Source organism: Methanospirillum lacunae (assembly GCF_003173355.1).
GTDB classification, from domain to species: domain Archaea; phylum Halobacteriota; class Methanomicrobia; order Methanomicrobiales; family Methanospirillaceae; genus Methanospirillum; species Methanospirillum lacunae.
In genome coordinates this window covers 237708-252496 of the sequence record NZ_QGMY01000002.1, presented here as the reverse complement: position 1 = coordinate 252496, position 14789 = coordinate 237708, and the positions used below count along the sequence as shown (strand labels likewise).

At 42.5% G+C, this 14789-nt stretch carries 13 protein-coding genes and 2 tRNA genes; 6 read left to right on the top strand and 9 right to left on the bottom strand.

Annotated elements, in window-relative coordinates; all coding sequences use genetic code 11:
* Positions 1 to 68: 68 nt before the first annotated feature.
* Entirely contained in the window at positions 69 to 434 is a 366-nt protein-coding gene (locus DK846_RS01535; protein ID WP_109967154.1) for a hypothetical protein, read from the bottom strand.
* A gap of 93 nt (positions 435 to 527) precedes the next feature.
* Here DK846_RS01535 and DK846_RS01530 point away from each other — a divergent pair, with 93 nt between their 5' ends.
* Positions 528 to 764 carry a type II toxin-antitoxin system HicB family antitoxin gene (locus DK846_RS01530; protein ID WP_109967153.1) on the top strand — a complete coding sequence of 79 codons (237 nt, stop codon included), beginning with the start codon at positions 528 to 530 and terminating at the stop codon, positions 762 to 764.
* A gap of 67 nt (positions 765 to 831) precedes the next feature.
* A complete protein-coding gene (locus DK846_RS01525; RefSeq protein ID WP_245926464.1) occupies positions 832 to 960 on the top strand; it encodes a type II toxin-antitoxin system HicA family toxin in 129 nt (42 codons plus the stop codon).
* Here DK846_RS01525 and DK846_RS17950 read toward each other — a convergent pair.
* The 3 genes from DK846_RS17950 to DK846_RS01510 form a co-directional block, all read right to left on the bottom strand.
* Positions 934 to 1092 (bottom strand): hypothetical protein, encoded by a 159-nt coding sequence (locus DK846_RS17950; RefSeq protein WP_245926473.1) that lies wholly within the window; start codon positions 1090 to 1092, stop codon positions 934 to 936. The two genes, DK846_RS01525 and DK846_RS17950, sit on opposite strands and share 27 nt — an antisense overlap.
* A 527-nt stretch (positions 1093 to 1619) precedes the next feature.
* Positions 1620 to 1692 (bottom strand) — tRNA-Thr (locus tag DK846_RS01515).
* A gap of 71 nt (positions 1693 to 1763) precedes the next feature.
* The gene (locus DK846_RS01510; RefSeq protein WP_109967151.1) at positions 1764 to 2807 is read right to left on the bottom strand and encodes a mechanosensitive ion channel family protein; all 1044 of its coding nucleotides are present in this window, start codon (positions 2805 to 2807) and stop codon (positions 1764 to 1766) included.
* Positions 2808 to 2848: 41 nt separating this feature from the next.
* Between DK846_RS01510 and hypD the strand changes: the two genes are divergently transcribed.
* Both hypD and DK846_RS01500 read left to right on the top strand, forming a co-directional pair.
* Entirely contained in the window at positions 2849 to 3874 is a 1026-nt protein-coding gene (gene hypD, locus DK846_RS01505) for a hydrogenase formation protein HypD (RefSeq protein WP_109967150.1), read from the top strand.
* A gap of 49 nt (positions 3875 to 3923) precedes the next feature.
* Positions 3924 to 3995, top strand: a tRNA-Arg gene (locus tag DK846_RS01500).
* Between the two features lie 296 nt (positions 3996 to 4291).
* Here DK846_RS01500 and DK846_RS01495 read toward each other — a convergent pair.
* The 5 genes from DK846_RS01495 to DK846_RS01475 form a co-directional block, all read right to left on the bottom strand.
* A complete protein-coding gene (locus DK846_RS01495; protein WP_109967149.1) occupies positions 4292 to 5128 on the bottom strand; it encodes a ComEC/Rec2 family competence protein in 837 nt (278 codons plus the stop codon).
* Positions 5129 to 5308: 180 nt separating this feature from the next.
* Positions 5309 to 7009 (bottom strand): SulP family inorganic anion transporter, encoded by a 1701-nt coding sequence (locus DK846_RS01490; protein WP_109967148.1) that lies wholly within the window; start codon positions 7007 to 7009, stop codon positions 5309 to 5311.
* A gap of 157 nt (positions 7010 to 7166) precedes the next feature.
* Complete coding sequence (locus tag DK846_RS01485) at positions 7167 to 7988, bottom strand: flavodoxin family protein (RefSeq protein WP_245926426.1); 822 nt, start codon at positions 7986 to 7988, stop codon at positions 7167 to 7169.
* Between the two features lie 1056 nt (positions 7989 to 9044).
* Positions 9045 to 10151 carry a glycerol dehydrogenase gene (locus tag DK846_RS01480; RefSeq protein ID WP_245926425.1) on the bottom strand — a complete coding sequence of 369 codons (1107 nt, stop codon included), beginning with the start codon at positions 10149 to 10151 and terminating at the stop codon, positions 9045 to 9047.
* A 138-nt stretch (positions 10152 to 10289) separates the two neighbouring features.
* Positions 10290 to 10658, bottom strand: a complete 369-nt coding sequence (locus DK846_RS01475; RefSeq protein WP_245926424.1) for a heavy metal-binding domain-containing protein — start codon at positions 10656 to 10658, stop codon at positions 10290 to 10292.
* A gap of 128 nt (positions 10659 to 10786) precedes the next feature.
* Here DK846_RS01475 and DK846_RS01470 point away from each other — a divergent pair, with 128 nt between their 5' ends.
* Positions 10787 to 13117: a PEGA domain-containing protein gene (locus DK846_RS01470; protein ID WP_109967146.1), complete on the top strand. Its 2331-nt coding sequence runs from the start codon at positions 10787 to 10789 to the stop codon at positions 13115 to 13117.
* 410 nt (positions 13118 to 13527) lie between these two features.
* On the top strand, positions 13528 to 14688 hold the full coding sequence (locus tag DK846_RS01465) for an MFS transporter (RefSeq protein WP_109967145.1): 1161 nt from the start codon (positions 13528 to 13530) through the stop codon (positions 14686 to 14688).
* Positions 14689 to 14789 lie beyond the last annotated feature (101 nt).

Here is a 14789-nt window from a genome sequence, read left to right as displayed (position 1 = left end):
ATGTTAGATATAATCGATAAAATGTGAAAACCATATATTTATATGTAATTTATACATTTTGTGAAGTATTACTCTGTCACTCCAAACACCGCCCATTTCCCTTCTTTTCCCTCCAATACTCTCTTCACCCTCTGCACCAGACCAACATACTGCTCCCCAAGAATCCCCTTTCTCAATCCTCGTCCACTATCAGATAGACTCATCACCCCTACTTCTCCTTCTACTCTATCCCGGATGATCTCATCACAAAGCCCGAGAACAACAGAAACCACCTGAACTTTCTTAACAAGAAACGATCCAACCCCTTCTAGATAGATCACAACCAACTCACCCTCAATCCTGAATCTTCCAACCTTCTCCAGTGGATGAGACGACCGTTCACTGGTCACACCAAATCCCGGCATCAGATCACTCCTGCTCCTCTTCGGTTCCACATCACTGAAACCAGACTCTTCATAAAACGGCAAAGATGTTTATTGCCTTACAAGTAAGATACCAAAAAATAATTCATAATCATCCTGACTATCATGAAACTAACAATCCTCTGTGAAAAAGATGAAGAAGGGCATTTTGTCATGGAATGCCCTGAACTTCCAGGCTGCCCTTCTGAAGGTGATACCCTCGAAGAAGCTCTGGAGTTAATCAACGAGGCCATTGCCGGATGTATCACCAGCCACGTAAAGACCGCCACATGCACCCTCCTGAATAATACTTCAGATACATTCTCCTTCTCACTTGAGATTCCTGAAATTTTTCAGTTCTAAATTACCCCGGGCATCAGGATATCTCCACGTCGCTGCTTTCAAACAGGCAGGATGGATGGTAAACCATATCGACGGTAGCCATCACATCCTGATCAAAGAAGGCAGTCCTGTTCATCTCTCGATACCCATTCACTCAGGCAAAGAACTTGGACCCGGATTACCTCGCAAGTTATCCGGACAACAGGATTACCCCTGAAGAATACCTGGCATTCTTTAACCGTTGACTCATCTTCTCTCTCCTCTTCTGCAGGATCCGGGTACGGTTTCTAAGATAATACGCACGGGAATTTTTCCGGTGCCTGGAAACCTGGTTCTCTCTCTCGATCACCCGGAGAAACTCAGCAAGATTTATGATCCTCCTCTAGCGGACAGCGATCAAAATAACCAGTCCCTTTCCCTACAAGATCACAGGTCCGGTTCCTCCTGACTGCACATTAAACAAACATTAGAAGAGAGCATCTCTTCGGAATACATGATTCAATAGTCGGTCTTCGTGACAGCCTCAGGTAGACCCTCCGGAAACAACCCTTCGTTCCAGAAGATACCAATCACACGAGTGGAAATTCATATACCACCGGTAGATGAGATACTGCCGGATCATATGAAGACAGAAAAAAACGAGCTCCTCATCAGCCACCCGGGTGATTAATAGAGATGGGAACAACAGGTATCACATATCCTAGAATGACGGTCAGGATCCAATCAAATAATCAAATCATTTGATGGACATAACATATGCTGGTTGAAATCTGGTCCATTTCATTACAATGAAAAATAGATTATGTGATCTACTATTTTGGTTTTTATAAATTGAATAACCCTAAAACAGTAAAAAAAACTGGAAAAATGTAAAAGAGCCTCAGGCGAGATTTGAACTCGCGACCTCGTCCTTACCAAGGACGCGCTCTACCGGCTGAGCCACTGAGGCTTGTGCCTTTACATATACTCCGGGTGCACATATAAATTTAACGCTGCCCATAGTGCCCTTTGAATGGTCATTTAAATATGGACTGGTGAGGATTTGAGATGGAGGTCCATCTGCGGATATGGGATCTCAATTCCTGCAGCCTTGAAAGCAGTGTAGATCTCCGTGTTGAGATAATCCCTGACCTCAAACGTTTTGTCATACATCCCGGTCCAGATAAGAAGTTGAAACATCAGCGCAGATTCGCCAAACTCCAGAAAATATACTTCAGGAGCAGGGGTTGAAAGAACAAACCCGGATGCAATGCCCTTTTGTGCAACTGTTTTCAAAATGTTTTTCACCAGATTAATGTCAGAATCATATCCAGTCCCTACAGAAATTCTGACTTTCAGAGTGATGTCAGGAAGAGCAAAGTTTGTCAGCATATTCTCAGTCAGAATCTTATTTGGAACAGTCACCAGCTGACTGTCCAGGGTTTTAATCCTTGTACTTCGTGGTCCGACAGATACAACATCTCCAATGACCCCCTGTATTTCGATCCGATCTCCTTCCCTGAAAGGCTGATCTGCAGCAATCATGGCTCCGGAAAAGAAGTTGCCAAATGTATCCTGGGCAGCGAGACCCACCACTATACCCACGAGACCTCCGGTAGCAAGGAGTGGAGTGATATCTATCTTGAGTACGGAGAGGATCATAAAAAAAGCCCCGATTCCGATGACATACCCATACACACTCTGAAGAAAATGAACCAATTTGTCGTCAAAATCAGAATCTGTCAGATTAGCAATTTTCTTCCCGTACAGATCCAAAAAATTCCTGACAAAGAATGCAATAATTAAACTGCCCAGGATGATGTACAAAACCTGTGCATAGGTGCTCTCCATAACCTGATGGGCGAGCTCAGGAAGGTCGGCAATATACCTGAGAGCCAGAAAGATGGTTATTGTTAAAATGGCAATTACAGCGGGAATTCCGAGCGCTGATATGATTACCCGACTGATACCCTTTTCTGATCCTTCAAGATGTGTACGGATTTTCGATCCAGCGAAATAGAGAATCACAGCGAGAACACAACCTGCTACAATCACCAGAGCAGCCGGGATGTTTCCAAAGGGCATACGATCAGGTTTATGCTCAACGGACTTATATATACAGGATTATGGCTCATGATAACCCGATTGCAAAGAAACTTGCGGAGCTGACCGATCGTCCGATGACATTCATGCATGTCTGTGGAACGCATGAAGCTGCCATTGCAAAAAACGGGATCCGGAGCATGCTCCCCGGCAATCTGAAGATCGTTATGGGCCCAGGCTGTCCGGTCTGCATCACTCCACAGGGTGAGATCGATGCAGCTCTCGAACTCGCCGCAAAAGGATGTATCATCGCAACATATGGTGATCTTCTCAGGGTTCCCGGTTCAGAAGGGACTCTTGAGAGCTGTGGCGGAGATGTGAGAATTGTTCAGGGAGTTCACAAAGCCATTGAGATAGCACAAAAGACAGACAAAGAGGTTGTGTTTGTTTCAGTAGGGTTTGAGACGACTGCACCCACAGTGGCAGCCATGCTTTTAACAAATCCTCCTGCCAACTTTTCCATACTCTCTTTTCACCGGATTGTGCCCCCGGCAATGCAATGGCTTTTATCGCAGGGTGAAGCACGTCTTGACGGATTTATGCTTCCGGGTCATGTTCTGACGGTTGCAGGAATTGAGGAATACAGGCAGTTTCAGGTTCCCCAGGTCGTTGCCGGGTTTGAAGCTGATGACATATTACTTGGGCTCTGTATGCTTGCCCAGCAGGTCAGAGATGGAACCGGGTTTGTAGAGAATGCATACCCGAGAGCTGTACAAGAAGAAGGAAACCCGAAAGCAAAAGCCATCATGGACCAGGTATTTGAGCCCTGTGATGTGGAATGGAGAGGGTTTCCCGTTATTCCAAAATCGGGACTTAAACTCAGGGATGAATTCTCACAATACGATGCACAAAAGAAGTTCAATATTGTATATAAAAAGGTCAGCAAAAATTCAGCATGTATCTGTGATAAGGTGCTCAGAGGAATCGCAGATCCATCTGACTGTAAATTATTTGGGAAAGTGTGTACTCCACGGACACCGGTTGGACCATGCATGGTTTCTCACGAAGGAGCATGCAAGATCTGGCATTCGTATCCGACCCATAAGTAAAGGGGTACCCAATCCCTTTATTTGCTCGAAGATCTAATAAAGTAAGGCTGCCCCGGTAGGGTAGAGGATATCCTAGAAGCCTCCGGAGCTTTTGACCTGGGTTCAAGTCCCAGCCGGGGCGTAGTCAGTTTTTCCAAAGTTTCATCTTTTTTTATGTATCTGTTTTCTGATGTTGAGATATTCCACTATAGAAGTTACAAGACATGATGTCTTAAAAAAAGATCTTTGAACTTCGCCCTTCTTTGTTATCTATCTAACGATATATACATGAGTTGGGAAGTGTACTCTAGTCCAATCATGTCTTTCACATACAAGGTGATCGATATTTCCCGGCGCCCATCTTCTTCAACCCAGGAAAAAGTGAGACTAGGGCTTGGATTACCCAGTCACTTTCAATTGTATCTACAGCAGCCCGGATTACGAAACGGCAGCTTCGGTTTTAACCGAAGATGTTGATGAATTGGTTCCCTTATCTGATGTTGCGGAATATGATGATCCAGTAGAGGTAACCACAATAGTTCCATTCCGATCAGTCCGGTAAACCTCGGCTCCCGCATCTTTCAGGTTTTCTAATGTCTTTTGAGCAGGATATCCCAATGCATTATTTGCGCCAACATCGATCACAGCAACCTTCGGGTTAACTAATGAGAGGAAAGACGGAGAACTCCCTGATTTAGATCCATGATTCGTGACCTTAAGAATCTGAGCCGAGGGATCACCAGTATAGGTCGAGGAGTCTCCCATAAACAGGAACTTTTCTGACCCATCTGTAACTTTAAGAACAACAGAATCCTCATTAAGATCATTTTTGTCAGATGTAGGATTAAGTACCTCAACAGATATCCCATCTGCAAAAGGAATTGTCTTTCCAGTCTTGACTTCTTCATAAGGAATCTGCTTTTTCTGAACAAGACTCTTGACATCCACATAGGTTTGAGAGGCTGTTGATTCTCCGTTATCAACATAGAGACCAACAGGGAAAGCGTTCAACACATCAACCATTCCACCGACATGATCCTCCTCTGGATTCGTCGCAACGACAACATCGAGATTCGTTACTCCGTGTGTTTTAAGATAATTCACAACCGTGGGACCTGCATCTAAAGGACCAGCATCTATCAACATATTGTGGCTACCAGACTGCAATAACTGAGAGTCGCCCTGGCCAACATCAATATATGAGACGGTGAGTTGTCCTGATACGGCGGTTGAGAAAAAGATGAGGACTAAAAGGATCCATCCATAACGAAGCATAAAGATGAGAATTGATCTCTGATATTATATACATGTTGTTTTGTTTTTGTGATATTTGTTCTCATTCATATCAACGAAATTTAAGTTTTAATTACAATACTACACTTGATTAAAAAACCCAAAATGAAAAAATCAGTTGTTCACAATAATGTGTGGGAATATCCCAAAGTTTTGTTGTGATCAACTATCCCGGTGCTCATTATATGCTATGACCACATCTCTGTTGAATTCAAAAAAATGATCTCTCCCGATAAGATCTATTAAACGATCCCGTTCCAGCTGTTTCATGACTGGATCTTCAACTGAACTCATGACGAGCACAATTCCCCGGTTTTTAAGTTCTCCATGAAGCTGCCTGATCGCTTCAGATCCTGAAAAATCAATATCCTGTATTGATACTGCTGATAGACAGAGCCACTGTAACGGGGGATTTGCGGTTTGAACAATACCAAGTATTTCACTCGTAAATCGAGCCTCGTTGGCATAATACAGATTTGCCCCGAACTGATAGACAACAAGCCCGGGAGATGCCTGACTGCCTGAATCAATTGATCGCAATGCCCATCCCCGGTTTGGAGACTCAATCAATAGGAAATTTAGCGGCCGGTAACTATGACGAAGATGAGCAATCATCGAAAGAACAATTGCGACGGCAATACCCCAACCAACACTGACACAGAGAACAGTAAGTGCTGTGAAAAGTGCAACCACAAATTCAACAGGACGCCGTGAATACAGGTTTTTCATACCTCTGACATCAATGAGATGAATTCCAATAACAAAAACGATTGTTGCAAGCACAGCACTTGGTAAAAATGACAGAGGTCGGGTGAAAAAGAGTAATGCAACACACACAACACCAAATGTCACCAACTGGGCAATCTGGGTTTTTCCACCCGCACTATCTACCATCTCGGTCTTTGTCGGGCTTCCGTTCACTACGAAAGTTCCAGACAATCCCGCTGCCACATTGGAAAGAGCAAGACCAACAAGGTCTACATTCTCATCAAACGATTCCCCATATCGGGCAGCATATGCACGTGAAGTCGCTGCACTTTGAGTAAGGATCACCACAAAACATGCAGCAGAAGTTCCGATGAGTGTTGGAATCTGATCCGGTGGCACGATGGGAAATCCTATCCCGGGAAATCCATAAGAGATCTCACCGATCATCGCAACACCGCTGGCTGAAAGGTTTAACCCCCAACTAACAACGATTCCACCTATAACAACAAGAAAAGGCCAGGGAATTCGTTTTGCAAATGTATTCCCACATATAATAATTGCCAGAACAGCACCAGACAGAAGGAGTGTGATGCTGTTTAAAGATAATTGAGGAGCAGATATGAGGTTTATCAATTGAATTATTGAGGAGGAGTTTCCGCCTGAAACTCCAATCATTCCAGGAATCTGACCAAGAGCAACTTGAATACCAACACCTGTTAAAAACCCAATTAAAACCGATCGTGAAAGAAAATCCGCAATAAATCCTAATCTGAAGATCCGGGAGAGGAAGAGAAATCCTGCAGCAAGGAGAGCCACCATGCTTGCAAGGTTCACATATTCTGAAGATCCGGGCATTGCCATACTGATCAGGGTTGTTGAAAGAATTGCAGCAGTCGCGGAATCAGCCCCGACAACAAGGTGCCGTGAAGAACCAAAGATTGCAAATACTACAAGAGGGATCAGGATGGTGTAAAGCCCGGTTACAACAGGCATCCCAGCAATGTTTGCGTATCCCATAACTTCAGGAATGGCAAGAGCTGCAAGAGAAATTCCGGCTATTATCTCCATGGGAATCTGACTCCAGGTAACAGGAATGATTCCCTCTAAAACCGGTAAAGGCAGAAAAGATGTACGAATTTTTTCAGAAATTGACATAATTCACCCGGTCAAACGGTGAGCAGTGTATCTATGGAAATATCCTGAATCAACATATGGCTCTACGGTATAAATATCTCTAATCTCCTTCTTATGAAAAATAATTATTTTAGGTTTTTTAGTTCGATCTGGCAGGAAAAATTGTTGAGATCATTCATTATTCTGAAACCGGTATGATCCTCTCTTTCATTTGCTTCTCAAGATCCAACTTCATCATCTCAACCACGTTTGATACAACTCCCCGAGTATAGGTATTGAGCAACTGATCAGCAGCAAAAAATTCCCGATCTTCGTTGCTTGTAAACTCAGCACCATGAGTCCGGTAATACATACCAAAGGGAGCGAGAATAAAACCCATCTGCTGAAAATTCAGGAATATATCCATAGCAGTTTTTATTCCCCCATCTTCATGCCCGTTCACCAGAATCCCTACAATTTTTCCCGTGGTCAGCCCGGGTTTTTTCAGGTGATAGAGATTTTGTAAGCAGGTCGTCCGGTCAAGAAAGATCTTGAGCCTCGCTGACATGCTATTCCAGTTGATAGGTGAAGCGACGATGACGGATTTCGCAACGGTTAGCATCTGATGAAATGTATGCATATCATCAGATTTATTCCGGCATGGAAAATCACAGGACTGTGCACGTACCGCATAACAGCACCAGCAGTGATCTATGGAATGTTCATTCAGGTTAACCCGGAGATACGATACATTCAACTCTTTAAGCATGGATTCCGCAACATCCGTCATTATCCCGGTGTTTCCTGCTCTGTGTGAACTGCCGTTGATGAGCAGAACATCAAATGGTTCTCCATTGTAAGAGGCTATGTCATGATGTGCAGGGATAAATTCTCCCGAGGGGCTGTGGCAATTAGGACATCCTTTCGGAGGTTTTTCACCGTTCATCACAAAGCCACAAACTGTACACTTCCAGGTTGTCTTTTCTTCTGTTATTGTCTGATAATTATTTGAAACGGTCATGAATGTCTCATCTTAATTGTTGTGATAAAACCTACCGGTAAAATTTCTATAGAGGTATTTGATCAAATCATGGGATTGTGTCAATAGATCATTTGAAAATTCCTTTGATTGATTGTCTCTAGCTGGATTTCAATGATCACAGATATCCCTGATTTTATTATTGCCAGCATTGCGTCACAATAAAATTGATAGAAATTGTACCATATGAAACTATATTTCATAAGTTATTGGTTTTTTGTAATGATACGATGAATTCAGAAAAAACGTACCATCTTAATGAAGATGCATGGAGATCAGGAGATCCCTAATTTGGTTTGTATAAACAGGGTCAATATTCTCTCCATGATCAATTACTCAAATCGCAGGCATGTTGCCATTTACCCAGTACTATCATAGGGTGGATCAATTCGGCCTTAAATCAAGTATTTTTGAAAATTAACCGAAATTTAGATCAGGTAACATCTCACATTGTTTAAAATCATGTATTGGCCTTTATTTTTTAATTAAGTCAACCATATCGTTTTCTCAAGGTATTTTTATCAATCGTGATAAATGGGTTGATGAATACCCTGCCTGCCATTGAGATCTGCTATTCTCGATGCGTCAATGCAAACGAATATCTCCGCGTATATTATGCCAATTTAAGGTTGAAAATTTTAAATGGATATCGGCAGAAAGGGCTTTTTATAAGCACCAGTGACATCTGGTTGAAAATTAGATCCTGGATATACCAACCAGAGGGGAGGTTTCAGATAAAAAACTGGTTAAATCATTGATAAATTGACCAATGAAGGACATGATCCAGGTGATCTTTAAAAATCCACAATTTTATCGCCTTTTCCAGACTACACAACTTAAACATGTTGATACACTTTTCAAGTGTACTTCAATGATGAAACCTTCAATCAGGATATTTTTAGACCGGGATTATTGAAACTTTTTTTCCAGATGCCCAATTTATTCAGATCAAAATCTTATTCTCCCCTTATTACTTCCCCTGAATTCAGAAAACCCGAAAGACTGTATAACTGAAAAAAATTTACCGGGGTCACCAACTCAGTTCTTGTTTAAAACAAATTCACGACCAAGGGCATCTGCTTTCATCATGGCATCATAGACCATGAGTGGTGTTACAGCAAATGGTTCACAATCCATGAATGACCCGGGCTTGCATGCAGTCTCAGAAACCTTCATGATATCATCTGAACTCATTTCACCGGAACAGATTCCAGAAATAGTAACCGGTAGCCCGACACTTGAGCAGAACTGCAATACTTCCTGTATCTCTTTATCCGGACGCTTTTCAAGAACCAGTTGAACAACAGTACCAAATGCTACCAGTTCACCATGGTACATATGATGGCATTGAGGGAGAATAGTGAGACTGTTATAGATCGAATGGGCACAGGCAAGCCCATTACTCTCAAACCCTACACCACTCAGATAAATATTTGCTTCAACAATGTTTTCAAGTTCCTGTGTACATTTCTTATTTTCTGCAGATTTTTTTGCCTGAACTCCATCCCGAATCAAAATCTCATAACAGAGTTTTGCCAATGCAACTGATGAGTTCGTACATGTTCCCCCAACAAAATTTTCATGATGTGAAGCAACGTTTGCCATCGCTTCAAAATATGTCGAGAGAGCATCACCCATCCCTGCAACAAGCAACCGGACCGGTGCCTCAGCAATAATTTTAGTATCTACCAGAATTATTTCTGGATTTTTTGCAAGAATCAGGTTGCCATCAAATTCATGATCTTCAGTATAGACTACAGATATTGCACTTGTGGGTGAATCAGTGGATGCAATCGTTGGAATGGATATGACCGGACATTCTTCATAATAAGATACTCCTTTGGCAGTATCGAGAGCTTTGCCTCCCCCAACTCCAATAACTACTCCACAATGATTTAATGAGTATACCGTTCGGAGCCTGTCAATTTCATTATGAGTACATTCTCCATTAAATTTTTCAAAGACGAGCGTTGCCCCGGAACCTTTGAAACTTTCCTCAATAATACCTTTCAAATGAGTGTATGCAAAACCTCCCATGACAAAGAGATACGGCCCATGCAATCTGGAAATATGATCATTTATTCGCGAAAGTTCTCCTGCTCCCTGAATATATTTTGAAGGCGACGCAAGTACTCTGGACATCATACAGTATCTCATCTTTGGAACTATTAGTGTTCTCCCAGAATTAACCAGTAAGAAACCAACAATGACAACCACAAAAGAAAAAAGATTCAATAATGGATGCTTAACCTCACAGGAACCACACACCTGTGTACAGTATCCTCAACTCAACCGAACAGGTTTACTTTCCTCTTGTTCCGGTTCCACAACAACTGCAGTCCCATAAGCGAGCACCTCGGTCATCGACTGTCCAATCTCTGATGAATCAAATGCAACACCAATGACCGCGTTTGCTCCCATTTCCCTAGCATGATCCTTCATTCTATCCAGAGCATGAGAGCGTGATTCATTCAGGAGTTGTGTATACTCATGAATCTCTCCGCCGAGAATAGTTCGGAGACCGGCAACAACATTTCCACCAAGACCCCTGCTACGTACAATCAGACCCCAGGTAAATCCGACCTGCCTGACGATCTTATAGCCCGGAACATATGGAGTGCTGACTATGAGAATATCTGATGACATCTGCATAACGTGGGTACCTGAAGGATAACATGCTTTTGTTATGGATCATCATGGCAATCAGAGAGAAGGTATGATATATAAAATAATAGAAAGAACCCATAACCATTTCAACAAAGCATGAGTAGTATGGATCTATGAGGTTGTGGATTCTAGTACTTCTCATATGTCTCGTTGTCAACTCGCCTTTTGCAGCGGCTACGAATACCAGTAACCTGCTGTTTAACCTGACAACAAATATAACTCCGGTTATTACCCAGGTGCCTGTCGTCATTCTGCCAACGATCACAGTTCCAACTAGCAGCCCTACTATGGAGGTTACTCAGGTACCGACAACAACAGAACCAACGGTAACACCAACAAAAGAGGTAACACTCGTCCCCTCTCTTAAGCCTATAACCGTGCCGATTACAACACCAAAAGAGCCAGTTATAGTATCTAATATTACTGTCACTCCCACACCGACTGCTACACCTACTCTCCTTCCATCATTACAACCGACTATTAAACCAGTAATATCATTAAAACCAGGTATAAGTAATCTGAATATCCAGGCCGATTCCCCAATAACAAACCTGGCTCTTTCAGGAAACTTTAGTTTTATTTCATCTCCTTCAGGAGCGACAGTAACATTTGATGGCTCTTCTTCAGGAACAACACCCGTGACTGTGGCTGTTGATGAAAGCAGCAGCACCCCGCATACGGTGAAAATGGAAAAGAGTGGATACCAGGACTGGACTTCAACCATTGATCATAACCCGGCTGCGGGGACAACTGAGACAATAACAGCAACTCTGCAGGCGAGCCCTCTAAATGGATCAATATCAGTCACGTCAACCCCGTCAGGGGCAACAGTAGCAATTGACGGATCTGATATTCAAACAACCCCTCATACGTACCCGGAAATAATTCCAGGATCCCATACTGTTACCATCAGTAAAGATGGATACACACCTTACACAACAACAGTAACTGTTGCATCTGGAGCAGAATCCGTGGTATCAGCCGTATTAAACCAGGTATCTACGACGGGCTCACTCACAGTCAATACATATCCGTGGGGAGCTGTTATCATTTTGAATGATGTGGTCTATGGAATCACTCCCGCACACTTTGATGCCATACCAACCGGGACCTACACAATGAAACTGGCGAAGTTTGGGTATCAGCCAGTAATGCAGACCATTGAGATCAGTTCAGGAAAAGAGAGCAAGGTCGAAGTCGCTCTTCCCAGGTACTTCCCACCAACCGGAACATTATCCATCCGGTCATTTCCAAGTGGTGGGGTAGTTACTCTTGATGGCATTACCCGGGGAGTTACCCCGGCACGGATTTACGGATTAAATCCAGATAGTTACAATGTAAGAGTTTCAATTCCCGGATATCTTGACTGGATTGGTATCGTGGATGTTATTGCAGGAAGAGAAACATCTATCTACGGAACTCTCACGCCCAAAGGGACAGTAATCCACACCGGATCAATTGCTGTTACCTCCACACCATCAGGCGCCTCAGTGATTCTGGATTCACGTCCCCAGGGTAAAACTCCAATGACTCTTCAGAATATACCCAGCGGTATGCACTCTCTCATCCTCACATATCCAGGATACGAACCTGTTACTACAACAACAACAGTGCAGGATGGAACAACAAGTCAGCTCTCGGTATCACTCAATCCATACACAACGCAGAACCTGACCCCGGGTTTAATAACCCTATCAGATGATGCAGCATCGTATCTCTCTATTCACGGAAGAACACAGGCACTTGCTGACTTCAATAATCCTTCTAGTGGATTTTCCAGTGACACGAAATATATTCTGGCTCTGGATCTCAATGGCACGGTTCTTGCGGATGTAGCAAACCCTGAACTGGTTGGAGTAAATCTATCAAAGCAGAATTCAGATCCAGTATCTTCCGGTCTTTTAATCTCCTCTCTAGCAAAAATGGGAGGCGGGAGTTTGTATGTTACAAACCTGACAACAGGAGAAAAACCGGTCTCTCTTCTGTATGTCAGGCCAGCGATCAGCGGAATTATTCTATCAGCAGTAACCCCTGTTGATGGAATGACACTCCCGGTCTTTACCGGTGATCCAGCACAGATGAAAGAGAGTGTTCATGCTGCGGTTGTCCATGCAAAGGATCTCACCAGGGAAGTGGCAGAGGCTGATATCGAGACTGGTTCATACTCTTCAACATCAAATATGCTGCTTCATTCATTTGATCCAAACAGCACTGCTGATATCGATCAGAACGGGGTAAGCACTTCAGGTCTTCTTACTGCTGCTGCAGTTGACGGTGGTGGCTATGCCTGGGTTCCTATGTTTGATGGATCAGACAACAGCATACTCACGCTGGGATATGCGGAGATGGTGGATGATTCCTGGGGTATTTGGGCATCATCCACTGAAAAAGGTCATGAAATAATTGTTATGATGGATGCTGTCCCGGTGGTTGTATCGGTTTGAATAAAACGATAACACCTCATTTTTCAGGTAAGATATATAGAATAGAAAAAATACCTTTCTAATAAAAATATTGAACACGGATAATCTATTCGAATTATCTCTTCTGCATAGTTTTCAGTTGTTAGTTCAAGTTATTTGATATATTCTAATTCTTTTTTTTTATCATAATGACGGAATCGTTTGTTTCTCCAGACGAACACCAGGTATTTCAAAAAAGTGGATAAGACAATCATTCATATATATAACTGAAACGGGAAGACAGATAGCGCCTCATATAAAAGGGATTACCCATAAATGGGATAATATACTCTTATCGGAATTTGATTCATACCATGGGAATTTAATCGTGAATTCTTTAGTTGATATGGTTTAGAATATATCGAGAATTATGTTAAATAATCAGAATTATCATGGAATTTAAAACTCATCACCTTGTCCTGCTCTGTATAACTGCCTTTTTTGCAATGGCCGGAGGAGCCCTTATTACACCAGTATTACCTGAAATGGTAGGACCACTGCATACGACTACCCAGGGGGTAGGGATGCTCATGTCAGTTTTCACTATCTCTACTGCAATATTCACGTTGATTATCGGACAATTCATCGATTGTATCAACCGGAAAAAAATACTCGTGACCGGTCTTGTAATCTATGGATGTACAGGTCTTGTCAGTTTTTTTGTCTCTGATGTGAACTCGTTGTTAGTAATGAGATTCATCCAGGGTATTGGAGTAGCCGCGATAACCTCACTTGCCATGCTGATTATCGGCGATGTTTACACTGGTATTGATTGTGTCGGGGCAATGAGTAAAATCAGCATATCATTTGCCTTGGGCTCTGTGTTTGCGCCAATTATCGGAGGAGGACTGGCAACCTTTGGATGGAATTATGCATTTCTCTTTTATGCCCTTTCCCTGCCATTTGCTTTGGTTGTTATGATGATTCTTCCTGAAACAAGAAAGCAGAAGGAGCTGGGCAGTTACCAAGGTCTCATTGAAGCTCTCAGATATCTCAAAAATTTGCCAATACTTTATACCATTTTTATGGGTTTCTCGATATATTTTCTATTATTTGCCATGATGATATATGTGCCCTTTATGCTCAAGGGTGAGTTCAACTTTACTTCAGGAGTATCAGGAATCATGCTCGCTGTCCCGGGCATGGCTTGTGTCGTGATGGCACCTAAGGTGCGGTATTTTGCAAGCAAGTATTCGTTGATCAGGGTGATAATTGCGGGATTTGTACTTGTCGGGTTATCACTGTTAATAATGTCCGTCGTGCCTTCAATAATCGGAGTAGTTCTTTTATTACTTCTTTTTGGATTAGGGCTCGTTATTTCACAGACATGCATTGACGCACAGATTATACAGATATCTCCACTTGAAGCAAGAGGCGGCGTTATCTCCATTTATAGTTGTATGAGATACATTGGTCAAAGTTTTTCTCCGATAATCTTAGGTATAATTCTGGCATATTCAGGTATTGCCATAGTTTTTGTCACTGCAGGGGTTTTCGGGTTAATTATTGCATTGATGACGTATAGAATGAGATATTTGTTTGATACCCTGTAATTTGAGATGGCAAAGAATAATTTTTCGAATAACTCTCCTTATTATTCGTAAGATTCTGAATTTGATTGAGAGTCCGGGAAAAAGTCGGTTAATGTTATTAG

Coding starts and splice junctions, on each gene's coding strand:
- DK846_RS01510 (WP_109967151.1), bottom strand. CDS start 2,807: ATGCCCTTTGGAAACATCCCGGCTGCTCTGGTGATTGTAGCAGGTTGT.
- DK846_RS01470 (WP_109967146.1), top strand. CDS start 10,787: ATGAGGTTGTGGATTCTAGTACTTCTCATATGTCTCGTTGTCAACTCG.
- DK846_RS01485 (WP_245926426.1), bottom strand. CDS start 7,988: ATGACCGTTTCAAATAATTATCAGACAATAACAGAAGAAAAGACAACC.
- DK846_RS01465 (WP_109967145.1), top strand. CDS start 13,528: ATGGAATTTAAAACTCATCACCTTGTCCTGCTCTGTATAACTGCCTTT.
- DK846_RS01490 (WP_109967148.1), bottom strand. CDS start 7,009: ATGTCAATTTCTGAAAAAATTCGTACATCTTTTCTGCCTTTACCGGTT.
- DK846_RS01530 (WP_109967153.1), top strand. CDS start 528: ATGAAACTAACAATCCTCTGTGAAAAAGATGAAGAAGGGCATTTTGTC.
- DK846_RS01480 (WP_245926425.1), bottom strand. CDS start 10,151: ATGATGTCCAGAGTACTTGCGTCGCCTTCAAAATATATTCAGGGAGCA.
- DK846_RS01475 (WP_245926424.1), bottom strand. CDS start 10,658: ATGCAGATGTCATCAGATATTCTCATAGTCAGCACTCCATATGTTCCG.
- DK846_RS01495 (WP_109967149.1), bottom strand. CDS start 5,128: ATGCTTCGTTATGGATGGATCCTTTTAGTCCTCATCTTTTTCTCAACC.
- hypD (WP_109967150.1), top strand. CDS start 2,849: ATGGCTCATGATAACCCGATTGCAAAGAAACTTGCGGAGCTGACCGAT.